This is a genomic window from uncultured Paracoccus sp. (assembly GCF_947487305.1).
Taxonomy (GTDB): Bacteria; Pseudomonadota; Alphaproteobacteria; order Rhodobacterales; family Rhodobacteraceae; genus Paracoccus.
In genome coordinates this window covers 104,701-124,833 of record NZ_CANKWH010000012.1, presented here as the reverse complement: position 1 = coordinate 124,833, position 20,133 = coordinate 104,701, and the positions used below count along the sequence as shown (strand labels likewise).

The 20,133-nt window shown below is 65.7% G+C and carries 8 protein-coding genes; 7 read left to right on the top strand and 1 reads right to left on the bottom strand.

Features of this window, described 5'->3' with window-relative positions; translation table 11 throughout:
* Positions 1–277: 277 nt before the first annotated feature.
* The 3 genes from Q1A36_RS14895 to Q1A36_RS14885 all read left to right on the top strand — a co-directional run bounded on the left by Q1A36_RS14895 (position 278) and on the right by Q1A36_RS14885 (position 14,989).
* Positions 278–11,044, top strand: coding sequence for a hypothetical protein (locus Q1A36_RS14895; protein WP_299845700.1), 10,767 nt, complete (start codon positions 278–280; stop codon positions 11,042–11,044).
* Between the two features lie 23 nt (positions 11,045–11,067).
* A complete protein-coding gene (locus Q1A36_RS14890; RefSeq protein WP_299845698.1) occupies positions 11,068–14,106 on the top strand; it encodes a hypothetical protein in 3,039 nt (1,012 codons plus the stop codon).
* Between the two features lie 247 nt (positions 14,107–14,353).
* Positions 14,354–14,989, top strand: a complete 636-nt coding sequence (locus tag Q1A36_RS14885) for a hypothetical protein (RefSeq protein ID WP_299845697.1) — start codon at positions 14,354–14,356, stop codon at positions 14,987–14,989.
* 7 nt (positions 14,990–14,996) lie between these two features.
* Here Q1A36_RS14885 and Q1A36_RS14880 read toward each other — a convergent pair whose 3' ends face one another.
* Positions 14,997–16,235: a cytochrome P450 gene (locus Q1A36_RS14880; protein WP_299845695.1), complete on the bottom strand. Its 1,239-nt coding sequence runs from the start codon at positions 16,233–16,235 to the stop codon at positions 14,997–14,999.
* On the opposite strand from Q1A36_RS14880, the gene Q1A36_RS14875 reads away from it, so the two are divergent.
* The 4 genes from Q1A36_RS14875 to Q1A36_RS14860 all read left to right on the top strand — a co-directional run bounded on the left by Q1A36_RS14875 (position 16,234) and on the right by Q1A36_RS14860 (position 20,131).
* Positions 16,234–16,488, top strand: a complete 255-nt coding sequence (locus Q1A36_RS14875; protein ID WP_299845691.1) for a hypothetical protein — start codon at positions 16,234–16,236, stop codon at positions 16,486–16,488. The two genes, Q1A36_RS14880 and Q1A36_RS14875, sit on opposite strands and share 2 nt — an antisense overlap.
* A 57-nt stretch (positions 16,489–16,545) precedes the next feature.
* A complete protein-coding gene (locus tag Q1A36_RS14870) occupies positions 16,546–18,138 on the top strand; it encodes an ABC transporter substrate-binding protein (RefSeq protein ID WP_299845689.1) in 1,593 nt (530 codons plus the stop codon).
* Between the two features lie 71 nt (positions 18,139–18,209).
* Entirely contained in the window at positions 18,210–19,217 is a 1,008-nt protein-coding gene (locus Q1A36_RS14865; protein WP_299845687.1) for an ABC transporter permease subunit, read from the top strand.
* The gene (locus tag Q1A36_RS14860; protein WP_299845684.1) at positions 19,214–20,131 is read left to right on the top strand and encodes an ABC transporter permease subunit; all 918 of its coding nucleotides are present in this window, start codon (positions 19,214–19,216) and stop codon (positions 20,129–20,131) included. Before Q1A36_RS14865 ends, Q1A36_RS14860 begins: the two co-directional genes overlap by 4 nt.
* The last annotated feature ends 2 nt before the right edge of the window (positions 20,132–20,133 follow it).

Below are 20,133 nucleotides of genomic sequence, written 5' to 3'. Positions count from 1 at the left end.
CTTTTGTCCGATTTGCCACAACCAGAGAGTTAATTCTGCAGATCATGCAGCTGCACTATCCCCCCCGCTCGGCACAACCTATGGTTAACCACGATTCCGAGGGCATCCCCCGAGGACCGACGGCTTCACCGCCGGACAACTGGCAGGAGCAGGCATTGCGCTCCTGGCAAATTTTCGACTGCGCGAGGAGCGACCGGTGATCTGGTCGAGCCGCGTGAATTTATACCGGGCCTGACTTTCCTCGCGTTCAGGTCCCCGCGACCGAGGCCAGGGAAAAATGTCGGGATTCATCAGGCTCTGCATTACTCTTCTACTGATTTCCCTTGCCGGAACCGCAGGCGCGCAATCGATCAGCGACATCCGCGGGCGCGTCGAGAATGTCACCTCGAACCTCACCACCCTCTATTGCAGCGTCTTCTATCCCCAGCAGGGCTATGCAACCTCGGCAGTCGGGTTCCGCTATGGCAACCCCAACGCGAACTCCGGCACCAATTGCGGCCAGCCGACCGCCAGCAGCGGCGTCCAGATCGCGCCGACACAACCGGGAGCCTTCACGCCCGGACAATTCGTGCCCGTCGCCATCATCACCGATTTCAACAACCCGGTCTTTGCGGGCACTGGCGGCCCTGCCGCCGGTCCGACCATCACCTCGAACCTGCTCTTGTCGGTCATGGGCAGCCCGGCCCTGCCCTATACGATCAGCAAGCACGAGACCCCGAACAGCGGCAACTGCGTCTATGGCCCGCAGATCACCGATTGCTATGATCGGATCACCCTTTCGGCCGTAAGCGAGGCCGGAACTGCCGCGTTCATCGCCTCGGATGGCAATGCCTACACGCTGAATGTCGGCGGCGTCGCGCCGGCCCCGGACGGGGTCTGTCCCGCCGCGCCGACCCGTCAGGGCGCGGTCTATTACGACGTGCCGGAACGGGCGACGACCGTTTTCTGCGTCTATGCAAGGATCTCGCCGGTCAACGCCATCCGCATCGTCAAATCCGCGAATCCCGCCGCCGCCACGACCAATTTCGCCTTCACCACGACCCAAAGCGGCGGCACCGCCACCGCCTTCCCGGCCAGCTTCACCCTGACCGGCGCCAACAGCACCAGCACCAGCGAGATCATCCGCACCTATGCCGGCGGCACCATCAACATCCGCGAAAGCGCGCTGGCCGGCTGGCAGCTGACCAACCTTGCCTGCGTCGCCAGCGACGGCAACCTGAGCGGGGTCAGCTCGAGCCTCAGCACCGGTGTCACGCTGACCAACCTGCCGACCGGGTCGACCAACCGGCTGATCACCTGCACCTTCACCAACACGCTCGACAACCCGCAGATGACGGTCGAGAAGACCGTCTCGCCGACCTCGATCACGGCGCCGGGCACGCTGACCTACAACATTACCGTCCGCAATACCGGGAACATTCCGCTGACCGGCTTGGCGTTGACCGACACCGTGACCCAGCAGGGCACGACGCTGGCCACGCCGGCACCGGCCTATGTTTCCGGCGACACGAACAGCAACAACAGCCTCGATGTGGGCGAAAGCTGGGTCTACCGCGCCACCTATGCGGCGACGCAGGCCAATATCGACAATGGCAACAGCATCCTGAACAGCGTGTCGGTGCGCACGACCCAGATCACCACGCCGCAGGTCGCCACCGCCACCACCGCGATCAGCGCCAGCCCGGCCATGTCGATCACCAAGACCACGGCGCAGACCACCGCCACCGCCGCCGGTCAGGTCATCACCTATGACATCCGCGTCGCCAACCGCGGCAATGTCACGCTGAACGGCATCGCCCTCACCGATGCCGTCACCCAGGGCGGCACCAGCCGCGCGACGCCCGCCACCACGCGCGTCTCGGGTGATACCAATTCGAACGGCCGCCTCGATGTCAGCGAAACCTGGGTCTATTCGGCCAGCTACACCGTCACCCAGGCCGACATCAACAATGGCGCCAACCTGCTGAACACCGCCACTGTAGCCAGCACCACGCCGGGCGCCAGCGGACAAAGTGCCACAGCCACGACGACGCTTGCCGCCTCGCCCGCCTTCTCGGTCACCAAGACCGCCGGGGCGACCAGCGTCAGCGCACCCGGCCCGGCCAGCTTCACCATCACCGTCCGGAACGAGGGCAACGTCACCCTGACCGGCGTCAGCCTTGCCGACACGCTGACGCGCGGCAATGGCACGACCGTCACCCTGACCCCCACGCTGAGCAGCGGCGACACGAACGGCAACACCCAGCTGGATGTGGGCGAAACCTGGACCTACACCGCCAGCTATCCCGTCACGCAGGCCGATCTGGATGACGGGCGCAGGCTCAGCAACTCGGTCTCGGTCACAACGGTGCAAAGCCCGACGCCGCGGGTTGATACCGCCGTCGTCAATATGGTCCGCCAGCCGGCCTATACCCTGTCGAAGGCCGTCAATCAGGCCAATATCACCACACCCGGCACGCTGGCCTATACCATCACCATCGCCAATACCGGGAACATCGCGCTGACCAATCCGGCGATCAGCGACCAGATCCAGCGCGGCTCGACCGCCCCGGTTCCGCCGACAACCGGCCCGACCCGCAGCGGCGGCGACACCAACGGCAACGGGATCCTCGATGTTGGCGAAACCTGGACCTATGCCGCGACCTACGCGGTCACGCAGGCGATGATCAATGCCGGCCAGCCGATCATCAACCGCGTCGAGACCGGCTTTGACCAGATCCCCGAGCGGCGCTTTGCCACCGCGACCACGCTGGTCAACCAGGCGGCGGCGATGTCGGTTACGAAGACGGTCAATCTCGGCTCGATCACCGCGCCCGGACCGCTGGTCTATACCATCGACGTCGAAAATGTCGGGAATACCGATCTGACCGGGTTGGCCTTCACCGATACCATCAATCAGGGCGGCACCGTGCTGGCCCCTGCCCCGGTTCCGACCCGGACAGCCAATGGCAACGGCGACGAGATCCTCGATGTCGGCGAGTTCTGGCAATATCGGGCGGTGTTCACCGTGACCCAGGCCCAGATCGACAATGGCGCGCGGCTGGAAAACACATTTGCGATGACCTCGACGCAGACGCCTAGCCCGGTCTCGGGCTCGGTGCGGACTCAGATCACCCAAAGCCCGGCTTTTTCGGTCGAGAAAACCGTGGACCCGGTTACGACCGCGACGCCCGGCCTGCTGACCTACCAGATCACCATTCGCAATGACGGCAATGTCTCGCTGGACCTGCCCTATGCCGCCATCACCGACCGCGTGGCCGCGCCCGGCGGGGCAACCTCACCGCAGGTGACGCAGCCGTCGGGCGACACGGGCGGCGACCAGAAGCTGGGGGTCGGCGAGGTCTGGGTTCTGGGCACCAGCTATGCGCTGACCCAGGCCGCCATCGATGCCGGTGATCCCTCGAACCCCGGGGCGACGGGCTTTGACATCGTGAACACCGTTCGCGCCGCCGCGAGTTTCGGGGGTAACGCGCTGATCCGCACCGATATTGCGACCACGACGGTCACACGTGGGCCGGCCATGTCGGTGCTGAAGTCTGTCGATCGGACCAGCATCGCCGCGCCCGGTTCGCTGGCCTATACGATCACCGTCGAGAATACCGGGAACGTGGCCCTGACCGGCATCGCGCTTGACGACCGGATCACCCAGGGAGGCACCGAGACGCGCCCCACCAGCGGGCCGACGCTGAGCGCGGGTGACAGCAATGGCGACGGCGTTCTGAACGTCGGCGAGCGCTGGACCTATGCGGCGACCTATGCGGTCAATCAGGCGGCGATCGATGCCGGCGGCACGATCCGCAACAGCGTCACCGTCTCCTCGGGCCAGACGCCGGCTGCCAGCGCCAATGCCTCGACCACGATCCAGTCGCTGCCGGCGCTGAACGTGACCAAGACCGTCGACCAGCCGACGGTCTCGGCGGTCGGGCCGCTGAACTATACGATCTCGGTTCGGAATTCGGGCAACGTGACGCTGCAAAACCTGGTGCTGAATGACAGCCTGGTGCCGAGCGGCAGCATCTCGCCCGATCCGACGGGCCTGTCGCTGGCCCCCGGCCAGACCCGCTTGTTCACGGCCGTCTATAGCGTGACCCAGGCCGATCTGGATGCCGGTGGTGCCATCGTGAACACCGTGACCGCCAGCGCCGACGGCTTGCCCGCGAATGCCGCGCAGGCCAGCGCCACCTCGCAGATCGAGCAGCGCCAGCGCTTTGCCATCAGCAAGCAGGTCGATCGGACCGCCATCGATGCGCCCGGAATCCTGAACTATGCCATCACCGTCACCAATACCGGCAATGTCAGCATCAATGGCTGCGACCTGACCGACCGGGTGACGCAGGACAGCACGAGCGGCGGCACGGTCGTGCTTCCGGCGACCGCGCCGGTCTGCTCGGCCAGCCAGATGGTCCTCGCGCCGGGGCAAAGCTGGACCTGGTCCATGCCCTTCACCGTCACCCAGGCGATGATCGATCGCGGCACCGCCATCACCAATACCGCCACCTTCGGCGCCGACAACGTCAGCCCGGATTCGGCGCAGGCCGTGACCGTGCTGGGTCGCAATCCCGGCTTCAGCATCGACAAGAGCGTCAGCGCCGCGACCATCAGCGCACCCGGTCCGCTGACCTACACGATCACGGTCAGGAATACCGGCAACGTCACCCTGACCTCTCCCAGCCTCGCCGATCCCGGCCTGCCCGACCTCGCGGCTCCGGCGGGCGACGGCAATGGCAACGGCTTGCTGGATGTGGGCGAAACCTGGGTCTGGACCGGCACGCGCCAGGTCACGCAGGCAATGATTGACGCGGGCACGCCGATCAGCAACAGCGCCACCTTCAGCAGCAGCGAGACCCAGCCGCAATCCGACGAGGCGGTCACGCAGGTCACGCGCAGTCCGTCGGCCTCGCTCAGCAAGACCGTCAGCCCGAACACGGTCTCGGCCCCGCAGACGGTCACTTTCACCGTCCGGGCCGAGAATACCGGCAATGTCACGCTGACAAGCCCCGTGCTCAGCGATCCGCTGATCCCTGCCGGCGCGCCGACCAGCGGCGACAATGGAAATGGCCTGATCGAGCTTGGCGAGATCTGGGTCTGGACCCTGCCCTATGACATCACCCAGGAGATGATCGACGCGGGCAGCCCGATCCTCAATACCGCCAGCTTCGACACCGCCGAGACCAGCCCCCAGTCGGATGCGGCGCAGGTGACGATCCAGCAAGAGCCGGGTCTGGCGCTGGTCAAGACCGGCAGCCATGACGATGCCAACGGCAATGGCCGCGCGGATGCGGGCGAGCGGATCAACTATGTCTTCACCGTCAGCAATACCGGCAATGTGGCGCTGCGCCAGGTCGACGTGACCGATGCGTCGCTGAGTCCCCAGCTGGTCGGCACGGTCGCTCAACTTGCGCCCGGCACGACGGCGACGCTGCGCGCCAGCTATGCGCTGACGCAGGAAGACATCGATCGCGGCCGCGTGACCAACACCGCTCTGGCCCGAGGTCAGACGGCGAATGGCGACCCGGTCGAGGACACCTCGGGCAGCGGCACCGGTAACGACACGCCGACTGTCGTGACCCTGCCCGCCCAGCCCGGACTGTCGCTGGACAAGCGCCTGGCCGCAGGGGAGGACCCGACCTACAGCCGTCTCGGGCGCATCATCAACTATGAGTTCGAGGTGACGAATACCGGCAACGTGACTCTTGCCGGGCCGGTCACGGTCGAGGACAGTCTGACGACCACCCCGGTCTGCCCGGCGGGCAACCTGCTGCCCGGCGCTTCGATGATCTGCACCGCCAGTTCGCGGGTGTCCCAGGCCGATCTGGATCGCGGCGAGATCGACAACACCGCGACCGCCCGCGCGGATGGGCAAAGCGCGACGGACAGACTGATCATGCTGGCGGTGCAGTCCCCGGCCCTGACGCTGGTGAAAAGCTCGGATCACAGCGGCGCCTTCGGCGAGGGCATCGTCGTCAACTACAGCTACGAGGTGACGAACAGCGGCAACCAGACGATCAGCGGGCCGATCACCGTCAGCGACAACAGGATCCCGGGCGGCATCGAGTGCCTGCCCTCGGGTTCCGTCCTGCTGCCGGGCAATTCCCGGATCTGCACGGCGTCCTATACCGTGACCGAGATCGATTCACGGGCCGGCTCGGTCACCAACAACGCCATCGCCACCGGACAGGGACCGAATGGCCCGGTGCAGTCGCCCCCGGCCTCGGTGACGGTGCCGGCGGATGCCGATCCGGCCTTGACCCTGACCAAGCAGTTCGTGACCGGCGGCACGGTCAGCGACAGCCTGACCTATGGCGCGGGCGACAGCATCACCTATCGCTTCACCGTGCGGAACACTGGGCAGACCGACATCTTCGGCCCGCTGCGCATCGATGACGCGACCCTCGGCGAGACGATCACCTGCAGCGCCGGCACCGGCATCGCCCTGACCATCGGCGAGACCGTGACCTGCGATCTGGACCATGTGGTGACGCAGGCCGATCTGGATCGCGGCCAGCTGGTTAACACCGCAACGGCCACCGGCAATATCGCCGACGGCAGCGGCGGCCTGGCCGAGATCACCTCGCCGCCCGCCACCGCAACGGCGCAATCCAACGCGGCCCCGGCGCTGAGCCTGACCAAGACCGCCGAACCTGCGGCCGGCGCGGCACTGGGCGACGTGATCGCCTTTACCGTCACCGCCCGAAATGACGGGGCGCAGACACTGCGCGACCTGCGCGTCTTGGATCCGATGCTGGCCGATTTCGCCTGCCCCTCGCCTCTGGCGGTGCTTGCGCCGGGCGAAACCATGGTCTGCAGCGGAAGCTGGCAGGTCACCCAGGCCGATATCGATGCCGGAGAGGTCTCGAATACCGCGACCGCGACCGCCTTCGCCCCTCCGCCCCCGTCGGGTGGCAACGGGGTCCCGCTCTCGGCCACGGCGACCGCGCGTCACCAGACCCAGACCGGCGCGCCAGCCCTTGAACTGACCAAGGGTGCGACGCTGGTCGATCAGAATGGCGACGGGGTCGCCAGCCTCGGCGATGCGGTTGAATATACGCTGACGGTCCGCAATACGGGTAACGTGACCCTGCGCGGCGTCGAGATCACCGACCCGATGCTCGGCGCGTCGCCAGTGCTGACGCTGGCCCAGTTGCTACCCGGCGACAGCCGCAGCCTGGTGCGCAGCCATACCCTGACACAAGCCGAGCTGGACGATCCCTCGGGCCAGATCACCAACACCGCGAACGCATCGGGCCGCGATCCCGATGATGTTGCAGTCATCGCCCCGCCCGCCAGCGCCAGCTTGCCGCTGACCGGGCGCGAGGGGGTCGATCTCGTGAAGACCGGCACCTTCATCGATCAGGACGGCAATGGTCGGGCCAATGCCGGCGACCAGATGGTCTATGCCTTTGCCATCACCAACACCGGCACGGTCACGCTGACCAATGTCGTGCTGACCGATGCGCTGGCCGGGGTGACTGTGACCGGCTCGCCCGTTGCCAGCATTGCGCCGGGCGACACCGATCGCAGCATCACCGGCAGCTATGAGCTGACGCAGGAGGATATCGATCGCGGCACGCTGGCGAACGACGCGACCGTCACCGCACAGCCCCCCGATCGCGGCGAGATCAGCGATCAGGCCAGCCACAGCACCAATCTCGGCTCGGTCGGCGCGCTGCGCCTGGTGAAGACCGGCACCTATGTCGATGCCGACAGCAGCGGCACGATGAATGTCGGAGACCGGATCGATTATGTGCTGGAGGTCACGAATACCGGGACCGAGACACTGGCCCCCGTGATGGTCAGCGACCCGCTTCTGTCGCTGAACCAGACCATCGCCCGCATGGCCCCCGGCGCGACCGAACTGGTGAGCCGCAGCTATGTGCTGCGCCAATCCGACATCGACGAGGGCACGCGCGACAACCTCGCCGACGCCGCCGGCACCCGCCCCAATGGCAGCGCGACCGAGCAGCAGGCCTTTGCCGAGGTGCCGCTGGAGCAGCAGGCCGATTTCACCCTGACCAAGGATGCCGCCTATCAGGACAGCAATGGCGATGGGCGGATCTCGCTCGGCGATGACATCGTCTATCGGCTCGTGGTGCAAAATATCGGCACCGTTACCTTGAACGGCATCGAGATCAGCGATCCGCTGCTGGGCGGGGTGGTGGCGCAGACCGGCGCACTTGAACCCGATCAGGAACAGAGCGTGCTGGTCGAATACCCGCTGACCCAGGACGATATCGACGCGGGCTCTGTCACCAACGAGGCTTCTGCGCAAGCCTATGCCCCGAACGGCGAGCTTTTGACCCGCGAGGCCGGAACGACAACCCCGCTGGATACGGATCCGGCGATGACGGTGACGAAGGTCGCCGATCAGGAGCTCATCGGACAGGCCGGCGTCATTGCCTATACCATCACCCTCGAGAACACTGGCACGACCACGCTGCGCGGTATCGCGCTGGAGGATCAGGTGCGGCAGGATGGCGTGCCTGTCGCCACGCTGCAGCCGACCCCGGTCGATCGTGGCGACGGCAATGACACGCTGTCGCCGGGCGAGGTCTGGACCTGGCGGGCCAGCTATGCGGTCGGGCAGGAGCAGATCGACGATGGCAGCGATCTGGTGAACCGCATCCGCATCACTGCGGCCAATGCATCGCTTGCCGTGATCGCCGAGGCCCCGACGCGGATCGAGGCCGAAACCGGGCTGGATCTGGTCAAGACCGCCAGCGCCGCCCTGTCCGATCCGGCGCAGCCCGGCGATGTTGTTACCTATACCTTCCGCATCACCAATACCGGGCAGCAGCGGTTGGTCAATGTCACGCTGACCGACCCGAAAGAGGGGATGGAGCTGCCGCGCACGACCGTCGCCGAGCTGGCAGTGGGGGCAACGGTCGAGCTGACCGGCACCTATGCGCTGACCCAGGCCGATATCGACCGTGGGCTGGTCAGCAATCAGGCGCTGGTCTCAGGCACTCGGCCCGACCGCACCGATCTGCGCGACCTGTCCGGCCCTGATCCCGCGACCGACGCGCCGACGGTCGTGCCTCTGGACCCGGCTGCCGAACTGGTGCTGGTCAAGTCCGCGCGCCATGACGATGCCAATGGCGATGGCGCGATGAGCCTGGGCGAGACGCTGGTCTACAGTTTCTCGGTCCACAATGCCGGCAACGTCATCCTGCGTGGCGTCACCGTCACAGACCCGATGCTGGCTGGAAGCCCCTTCGGCACTGTGGCGATCCTCGCGCCGGGCGAAACCCGGCAGATCCCCGAAACCGGCAGCCATGTCATCAGCGAGGCCGATGTGGCCGCGGGCAGCGTGACCAACACTGCCACGGCCAGCGGCACCCGCCCGGATGGGGAAACCGTCACCGGGCAGGACCAGTTGATCACCTCGCTGGTCCCCGCCCCCACCGCCGAGAATGACGAGCGGCTGCTGCAGCAGCCGGGCCAGCCGGTCACTATCACGATCCTGTCGAATGACAGCACGACCGGAGCGGCGGCGCTTGACCCGGGCTCGGTCCGGATCGTCGGTGCGCCGGGCGATGGCCGCAGGCTGGTGATCGAGGGTCAGGGCATCTGGACGGTCGATCCCGCGACGGGCGTGTTGACCTTCGCGCCCGCCACCGGCTTCACCGGCGATCCCGATCCGATCCGCTATCTGGTCTCGACCATGGCTGGCGTGGCCTCGAACCCGGCAACCGTGACCGTGACCTATGCCCGCACCGGGCTGGAACTGGACAACCAGATCGTCGACAGCCGCGATGTGAACGGCAATGGCATCTTCGATGCCGGCGACATCGCGGTGTTCGAGTTCACCGTCACCAATACCGGCAATGTTCCCCTGACCGGGGTGACGGTCGCGACGACCTCGCTGCCGCTGCCGGGGCTGGTCTGTGTGCCGGTCGATCTGGCGCCCGGCGAAACCGTGGTGCTGCGCTGCACCGGGGCGGAATACACCGTCACCGAGGCCGACATGCAGGCCGGCGAGATCACCATGACCGCCGAAGCCAGCGGCGAGGATCCGTGGGGCGAGTCGGTAACGGCCGAGGCCGTGGCAGCGGAACCCGTCGCCCAACCGGTCGAACCGACCCTCGAACTGACCAAGCGCGCCCTGCTGACGCGTGTAACGGCTGGTCAGGATGTGCCCTTCGAGATCACGGTGGAAAACCTCGAGACCCAGCAGCGGGCCATCGTCGATGTCATCGACACCCTGCCGCCCGGCTTCCTCTACCGTCGGGACAGCGGTCGCGTTGACGGCGAGGCGGTCGAGACCCGCGAGTCCGGCAGCCGAGTGACCGTTGACGAGGTCATCATCGAGCCGGGCGAGACCGTGGTGATCCGCCTGACCGCCTTCGTGCCGGGCAGCGTGACACCGGGCGAATACGTCAACCGCGTCATCGCGCGGGACAGCGAAACCGGCAACCAGCTGGGCAACGAGGCGACCGCGACCGTCACCGTCGAGGCCGAGCCGGTCTTTGACTGCGGCACCGTCATCGGTCGGGTTTTCGACGACCAGAGCGGCGACGGCTATCAGCAGCCGGGCGAACTGGGCATCGGCGGCGTGCGGCTGGTCACGGTCAACGGCGTCTTCGTGACCAGTGACCAGCATGGTCGCTTCCACCTGCCCTGCCCGGACTTGCCGCGCGACATCGGCAGCAACTTCGTGCTGAAGCTGGATGAAAGCAGCCTGCCCACCGACACCGCCGTCACCTCGGAAAACCCGCGGGTGATCCGGCTGACTGCCGGCAAGATGACCGAGGCGAATTTCGGCGTGGCGCGGCTGCAGGTCGTCGCGGTCGATCTGGCGGCGATGGCCTTCGCGGGCAATGACCCGATCCCGGCACTGGTGGACGGGCTGCGGGGCATGGTGGCGCAGATCGCCACCCGGCCCTCGCTGATCCGCCTCAACTATACCGAGGCGCAGGAAAGCCGCGAGCTGATCCTGGCGCGCCTGCAGGCCGTGACCCGGACGATCCGGGCGATCTGGCCCGCCACGGCGAGCTACCAGCCACGGATCGACACGCAGATCACCCGCCAGAGGGCAGGAAATTGAGGGGGGGCGCGATGATGCGGCGCATGGATCAGGACGCGAAGCCGAAGCGGGCCGCGAGGACCGATGGCATGGTGTTGGCCTCGGTCAGCCTTCTGGCGCTGGCGGCGGCAGGCATGGCGCAGGCGCAGGAAAGCTCCGGCCCGGGCTTCAACATCGTCATTGGTGCGCCGTCCGAGCCGGTGCCCGCTGCCGCCGCACCCGCGCCCGCGCCCGACATTCCCGCAGCGGCGACGGTCGCCGCGACTGAACCGCCGCCCCCTGCCCCGGCCATCGACGAGGCCCTCGCCCCGGCCGAGCCCATCGTGCCGCCGCTGCCGGTCGGTGCGGTCTCGCCCGAGACCGAGAACCCCGCGACCATCGCATTGGAAACCGACGAGAACGGCATCACCCCGGTCGAGGGCCGGCTGCGCTTTGACCGTCCCGGCTGGTTCTGGGTCGGTCAGGCCGATCTGACCTATGGCCGCGAACGCGGTGGCGAGGATTATTCGCTCGGACGGCTGGCGGGCTATGCCAAGGGCATGACCCGCTCTGGCCATACCGTCACCGCCGCCATCGACACCGGCGAGGACGAGCTGGACGAGCTGCTGGACGGGCTGGACGAGAAGAACCCCCGGCAGGTGCTGGACCGGATCGCGCCGGACGACGTCTATCCGACCTTCGGCGACGATTCGACCAGCTATGCCGATGCCCCCACCTCGGGCCGCATCTATGCCCGGGTCGAGAAGGATGGCAGCCATGCCATGTGGGGCGATTTCCACAACGCCCAGGACGATCCGCATCAGCTGGTGCGCAGCGACCGCACGCTTTACGGGGCGCAGGCGCTGTGGCGTTCCACCGAGAAAACGGCGGCGGGCGAGCCGCGCCATGTCGTGTCGGCCTATGCCTCGCAGCCCGACCGGCTGATGCAGCGCGACGTGCTGCGCGGCACCGGCGGCTCGGTCTATTTCCTCAAGCGTCAGGACATCCTGCGCGGCACCGAGGTGGTGACGATCCGTTGGCGTGACAGCACCTCGGGCCGGATCATCCGCAGCCAGCGGCTGGTGTCCGGAACCGATTACGACATCAACTATTTCCAGGGCATCATCGATCTCGGCATTCCCTTGACCGGCTCAGCCAGCGATGGCGGGCTGATCGTGGACAATCCGCTTGGCGACGATCTGATCGATCTGGTCGTGCAGTATGAATATGTTCCGACCACCGGCGATGTTGACGGCATGGCGCTTGGCGCGCGGGCGCAAAGCTGGATCGGCGAAACCGTTCGGCTGGGGGTTTCAGCGCAGAAGGAAACCACCGGGGTCGCCGACAACACGCTGGCCGGCGTCGACCTGCGCTGGCAGCGTTCGGCCTCGACCTGGCTGTCGCTGGACGTGGCGCAAAGCGAGGGGCCGGGCTTCGGCACCTCGGAATCGCTGGATGGTGGCTTGGAATACGAGGAGGATGACCTGCTCTCGGCCGGGCGGCGCGGGCTGAGCGCCAATGCCGTGCGGCTCGAAGGCCGGGCAGATCTGGCCGAATTGACCGGCGGTCGCGCGCAGGGGGCGATCGGGCTGTGGTATGACGACAAGCAGGAAGGTTTTGTCTCGGCCGATGACGATATCGACCGCGACCAGACCGACTGGGGCTTCCTCGGCGAACTGGCCCTTGGACCGGCCAGCACGTTGACCTTTGGCCACAAGGATTTCCGCCGCGACGGCGGCGAGAAGCGCCGTGACAGCCGGCTTGGCATCGCTCACCGGATCGCCCCGCACTGGACGGTTGAGGGCGAGGTCGCCCATACCGACCGGCTGGACCCGGATGGCGATGACGAGGCGCAGGGCCAGCGCACCGATCTGGGGGCAAGGCTGACCTATGATCCCGGTCGCGGCTATCGCCTCTGGGCGTTCGGCCAAGCGACGGCCAGCCACGAAGGCGGCCTGCCCCGCAACAATCGGGCGGGCGTCGGGGCCGAGGCCGATCTGTCGGACCGTCTCAGCGCCGCCGCCGAAGTGTCGGACGGCAATCTGGGTTTCGGCGCCGATGCCTCGCTGCGCTGGCGTGGCGAGAACGGCAGCACCTGGGTCTCGTACCGGATGGACCCGATGCGGCGCTTTGACCGGACCGATTTCGAGGGCCGGGATCGCGGCATCTGGGTTCTGGGGGCCGAGCGGCAGCTGGGCAGCAATACCACGTTCCGCACAGAACAGACCATCGATCGCTTCGGCGACCGGCATTCGCGTGGGGTAACGCATGGCCTGCGCTATGCCACCGAAGGCTGGCAGGTCGATGGCACGCTGACCAATGGCCGGCTGGCCGATCCCGATGGCGGCGAGATCCGCCGCAAGGGCATCTCGCTGGCCGCAGCCTTCAGCGATGGAGATGCGTTGAAGACCGGGCTGCGCGGCGAATACCGCACGGATGACGGCGATGATGACGACCGCGACCGGGAAAGCTGGGGCCTCAGCGGCCACCTGCGCTACAAGCTCAGCGAAGAGTGGCGACTGGTCAGCGATCTGGACGCGATCATCTCGGATTCAAGCGAGTCGGCCCTGCGCGACGGGCGTTATATCGAGGGCAATCTGGGCCTCGCCTATCGCCCCGTGGCCAACGACCGGCTGAACATGCTGATGCGCTATACCTATCTCGAGGACCTGCCGGGCCCAGATCAGGTCAATCTCGACGGCGATGAGGGCGGCCCGCGCCAGAAAAGCCACATCTTCGGCATCGACGCCAATTACAAGCTGAACGATCTCTGGACCATCGGCGGCAAGCTTGGCTATCGCCGCGCCGAGGTCTGGACCGAGCGCGAAAGCGGCGGCGCCAGCGTCCCGAACACCGCCTACCTGGCGATCCTGAGGGCGGATTATCACGTCATGCACAACTGGGACCTGATGGCAGAGCTGCGCAGCATGCGCTTCAAGGAAGCCGAAGTGACCGAGCATGGCGTGCTGGCCAGCGTCTGGCGCCATGTCGGCCCGAACATGAAGCTGGGGCTTGGCTACCAATGGGGCGATGTCTCGGACGACCTGCGCAGCCTCGATGGGCGAAAATCCGGCGTGTTCATGAACGTGGTGGGCAGCTTCTAGACGCGCGGGATTCTCGCCTGCAGGACAAGAATCTTGCATTGACTGCAGGTTTTGGCTTCTGCTGGACTGAACGGTTTGCTAGGCTTGAAAATATGGTGCCGGGAATCGCCCCATTTTTTCATTGCAGTTTGTGCATTACAACTCTAGATTGAGTCGTAACTGCCCCGACCATTGCGCGATGTCCCGGGTGAGCGTTCATCCCAGTTGCGTTTTCGGGCGGGCCTGTGATCGGGAAGCATGAACCGGAATGATCCACGCGCTCGACTTCACCCATGCCGGGGATGGTTCCCGGAGCCCGGCTTTCCCGGGCAATCGCGTGATTTCCGGTCAGGGCTATCTTGAACATCACTGGCATCCCTTCCAGACGCCGCCGCAGCCGGTCGTATTTGCTGGCCTTGCGGCCCTGGCACTGATCGGGCTGCTGGTTGAGAGCGGCGCGATTTCGATCTGGCCGGCGATGACAATCGCGGCCTTCGGCCTTTACTGCTATCTTGTCATCTCCAGTGACGGGGAAGACGCCGAAATCGAAAATGTCACCCCGATTGATACCCGCTCTGGCTGTATCGACCCGGCTGATGTCGAGCAACTGATGACGATCCTGATGCGCAATCGCTTGTCGGCTACCCGGCGCGGCTTGCAGGCATCCAGCCGCGCGCTGCGCAATACGGATGTCCTTCGCCACGAGATCGGGTTCCACCACGGACGGTTGACCCATTCGATCATCTCGCAGCACCCCGGCAGCCGGCGCGAAACCCGTGTCAGGGTCAAGGGCGACGACCAACTTGCCGATCTGGCGCGGGACATCTTTGGCGACGACCTGAACCGGGTGTCCGTCTATACCGGCGGCATGCTGGACTGCCTGACCGCGCGCAGCGGACGCTAGGCGCGCATCATCCCTGCCGCGACAAGCGCAGGTTCAACGCCACCGGCCCCCGCACCGACAGCCCGCGCTTGTACGCCACCTGCTCCTGCGCCAGCGAGATGGTCCCGAACCGCGCCAGCAGGGTCTCGAAGATCACCTTCATGTTCAGCCGGGCGATATTGTTGCCAAGACAGAGATGCGCCCCCTGCCCGAAGGCCAGGTGCCGGTTCGGGCTGCGCTCGATGCGGAAGCTGTCGGGTTCGTCGAACATCGCCGGATCGCGGTTGGCCGCGCCGTAGAGCAGGCCGAAGGTGGTGCCGGCGGGCCAGACCCGCCCGCCGATCTCGATCTCGGCGGTGGCGTGACGGTGGAAGAAGGGCAGCGGCGGCTCATAGCGGAAGATCTCCTGGATCGCCACCGGCAGGCCCTCGGGGTGTTCGCGCAGCGCCGCCATCGCCTCGGGATGCTTCAGCAGAAGATGCATCCCGCTGCCCAAGACGTCGATGGTCGAGCCATGACCTGCCATCAGGATCAGCATGCAGGTCGAGATGAACTCGTCGCCCTGATACTGCCCCGTCGCCTCGTCCGCGATCATGCGCGAGATCAGGTCGTCATGCGGGTTTTTCTGCCGTTCGGCCTTCAGTTCGACAAGGAAATCGTGGAACTCGCGCGTGGCCTTTTCGGCCAGCGCCTTGCGCGCATCGCTGCGATCCACGTCGAAATACTGCACCACATCCTCGGACCAGGCCCGCATCTGGGCCGAATGCTCCTGCGGCGCGCCGAGGATATGGGCGATGACCCGGCCGGGGACATGGGCGGCGAAATCCTCGATGAACTCGATCTCGTCGCGCCCCTCCAGATCATCCAGCAGACCGTTTACGATCTGCCGGACCATCGGCTCCAGCCCGGCGACGGCCGAGGCGGTGAACTTGCCCAAGAGCAGCCGGCGCAAGCGGCGATGCGGCTCCCCGTCGCTGTCCAGAAGCGAGACCTGCACGAAACGCTGGTGATAAGGCATGTCGTGCCAATTCGCCTGCCGCTGCCGCCTGGCGGCCTCTTCCGCAGATTCCAGCCCGTCGAGCGAACGCACCATGTTCGGGTCGGTCGCCACCTTGGACACATCTGCAAATCGCGACAGAAGCCAGAGGCCCTGATCCTCGAACCAGGTCGGCCCCTCTGCCTCGCGCAGGGAACGGTAAACGGCATAGGGATCCTGTGCGAAGGCGTCCGACAGAGGGTCGAAGCTGATGCGGTCAAGCGAGGTCATGGCCTGGTCTTTTCTGGTTCTGCCGGGCGGGCATCTTCTGACAGGTGGTTGGGCGCTGCAAGCCGGATGGCGCAGCCACGACGCGCAGCAAGATCTGTGCCGCAGGAAAAAGATGTTGCACGGATTACAGAATTCGGATGAGACTCCCGTCAAGCGTGCATTCGGCAACCCCATCCGCCGACTTGCCGCTACGGCAAGCCGCTACGTTATTGCGGCGGGGCGAGGGCTCGGCTACGCCAACGAGCGTGGTTAATGCTTTTGCCGATTGACGTGGCAATTGCTTTCACAACGACAACAGGGAGAACGACCTATGAAAAAATTCTTTATCTTTGCGTCAGCGCTGGCAATGACCGCCGCGATGGCCGAAGCCAAGACCTTCGTCTATTGCTCGGAGGCCTCGCCCGAGGGGTTTGACCCCGCGCCCTATACCGCAGGCACCACCTTCGATGCCTCGGCGCATCCGATCTACAACCGACTGACCGAGTTCAAGAAGGGCACGACCGAGGTCGAGCCGGGCCTGGCTGAAAGCTGGGAAGTCTCCGAGGACGGCACCGAATACACCTTCAAGCTGCGCCAGGGCGTGAAATGGCATTCGAACGAGAAATTCACCCCGACCCGTGATTTCAACGCCGATGACGTGATCTTCTCGTTCGACCGTCAGGGCAATGCCGAGAACCCGTGGCACCAGTATATCCCGGGCATCACCTATGAATACTATACCTCGATGTCGATGCCGGACCTGGTGAAGTCGGTCGAGAAGATCGACGACTATACCGTCAAGATCACGCTGAACTCGCCGGAAGCGCCGTTCCTTGCGAACATCGCCATGCCCTTCGCCTCGATCGTGTCCAAGGAATATGCCGATGCGCTGGACGCTGCCGGCACCAAGGAAGACCTGAACAACATGCCGATCGGCACCGGACCGTTCAAGTTCGTGGCCTACCAGAAGGACGCGGTCATCCGTTACGCCAAGAACCCGGATTACTGGGGCACGGCGCCGATCATCGACGATCTGGTCTTCGCCATCACCCCCGACGCCGCCGTGCGCCTTCAGAAGCTGAAGGCCGGCGAATGCCACCTGATGCCCTACCCGGCCCCGGCCGATCTCGAGGCGATCCGCGCCGACAGCAACCTGAAGCTTGACGAGCAGGCAGGTCTGAACGTCGGCTACCTGGCCTATAACACCACCGTTGCGCCCTTCGACAAGCCCGAGGTCCGCAAGGCGCTGAACATGGCGATCAACAAGCAGGCGATCGTCGATGCGGTGTTCCAGGGCGCGGCCGAGCCGGCCAAGAACCCGATCCCGCCGACCATGTGGTCCTATAACGACGCGATCCAGGACGATCCCTACGATCCGGAAGCCGCCAAGGCCGCATTGGAAGCCGCCGGCGTCACCGACCTGTCGATGAAGATCTGGGCGATGCCGGTGCAGCGCCCCTACATGCCGAACGCCCGCCGCACGGCCGAGCTGATGCAGGAAGACCTGTCCAAGGTCGGGGTGAAGGTCGAGATCGTCTCCTATGAATGGGGCGAATACCTGGCCAAGTCGATGGAGCCGGGCCGTGACGGCGCGGTGATCCTGGGCTGGACCGGCGACAATGGTGATCCGGACAACTTCCTGCAGGTGCTGCTCAGCTGTGATTCCGCTGGCGAAGGCGGCGCGAACCGCGCATTCTGGTGCAACGAGGATTTCTCGAAGCTGCTGAAGGATGCCAAGATCACCGCCGATCAGGCCGAGCGCACGGCGCTCTATGAGCAGGCGCAGGTGATCTTCAAGGAGCAGGCCCCGTGGTACACGATTGCCCATTCCACCCAATATGTGCCGATGTCGGCCAAGGTGTCGGGCTTCGTGATGAGCCCCCTGGGCGACTTCACCTTCGAGACCGTCGATATCGCCGAGTAATCGGGCCTATCTGAACCGAAACCGGACGCGCGGGGACCAGTTCCCCGCGCGTTTCACAAGGACAAGGGCGCATGGTCCGTTTCATCCTGACAAAGCTTCTTTACCTGATCCCGACATTCCTCGGCATCACCATCATCGCCTTCGGGCTGGTGCGGATCCTTCCCGGCGATCCGGTGCTGCTGATGGCCGGCGAGCGCGGCGTGACGCCCGAGCGCCATGCCGAACTTTCCGCGGCGCTTGGCTATGACAAGTCGCTGCCGTTGCAATATCTCGATTTCCTCGGCCGGCTGATGCAGGGCGACCTCGGCAATTCGCTGGTCACCAAGAAGCCGGTCCTGACCGAATTCCTGGCCCTGTTCCCGGCGACGCTGGAACTGGGCTTCTGCGCCATCATCATCGCCACGCTGATCGGCGTGCCGGTCGGCGTGCTGGCCGCGATCAAGCGCGGCAGCTGGTTCGACCAGATCTCGATGACCGCCGCGCTGGTGGGCTTTTCCATGCCGATCTTCTGGTGGGGCCTTTTGCTGATCATCTTCTTCTCGGGGATGCTGGGCTGGACGCCCGTCAGCGGCCGGATCAGCCTGCTTTACTACTTCCCGAACGTCACCGGCTTCATGCTGATCGACAGCCTGCTGTCGGGCCAGAAGGGTGCCTTCCTGTCGGCGGTCAGCCACCTGATCCTGCCCTCGGTGGTGCTGGCGACCATTCCGCTGGCCGTCATCGCGCGCCAGACCCGCTCGGCCATGCTCGAGGTGATGGGCGAAGATTACGTCCGCACCGCCCGCGCCAAGGGGATGCCGCCGCGCCGGGTGATCGGCATTCACGCGCTGCGCAATGCGATGATCCCGGTGATCACCACCATCGGCTTGCAGGTCGGTGTGCTGATGGCCGGGGCGATCCTGACCGAGACGATCTTTTCCTGGCCCGGCATCGGCAAGTGGATGATCGATTCCATCTCGCGCCGGGATTACCCGGTGGTGCAATCCGGCCTGCTCTTGATCGCCGTCATGGTGATGCTGGTGAACCTGCTGGTTGACCTGACCTATGGCCTCATCAATCCGAGGATCCGTGTGAAATGACCGACACCATCCAAACCAACACCCCGGTCAGGCTGTCCAATGCCGCCATCCGCCGCCGCATGATGGCCGAATTCTGGTTCTATTTCAGCCAGAACCGCGGCGCGGTCATCGGCCTCGTCGTGTTCATCCTGCTGGTTCTGGTGGCGATCTTCGCCCCGGTGCTGGCCCCCCACAGCCCGACCCAGCAATACCGCGACGCCCTCTTGGTGCCGCCGATCTGGCAAGAGGGCGGGCGCGAGGGCTTCATCCTCGGCACCGATGCGGTGGGCCGGGACATCCTGTCCCGCCTGATCTTCGGCGCGCAGTATTCGCTGTTCATCGGCATCGTGGTCGTGTCGATCGCGCTGGTCGGCGGCATCATCATCGGGCTGGTCGCCGGTTTCTTCGGCGGATGGATCGACAATGTCATCATGCGGGTCATGGACGTGATTCTGGCATTCCCCTCGCTGCTGCTGGCCCTTGTGCTGGTCGCCGTGCTGGGGCCGGGGCTGACCAATGCGATGATCGCCATCGCCATCGTCTACCAGCCGCATTTCGCCCGCCTGACCCGCGCCGCCGTCATGTCCGAGCAGAAGCGCGAATACGTCACCGCCGCCCGCGTCGCCGGCGCGGGCAACCTGCGGCTGATGTTCAAGACCATCCTGCCCAACTGCCTTGCCCCCCTGATCGTGCAGGCGACGCTGTCCTTCTCCAGCGCAGTGCTCGACTCGGCGGCCCTGGGCTTTCTCGGCATGGGCGCGCAACCGCCCGCGCCGGAATGGGGCACCATGCTGGCCGAGGCGCGCGAGTTCATCCTGCGCGCCTGGTGGGTCGTCACCTTCCCCGGCCTCGCCATCCTCGTCTCGGTGCTGGCGATCAACCTGATGGGCGATGGCTTGCGCGACGCGCTTGACCCCAAGCTGAAGCGGAGCTGAGC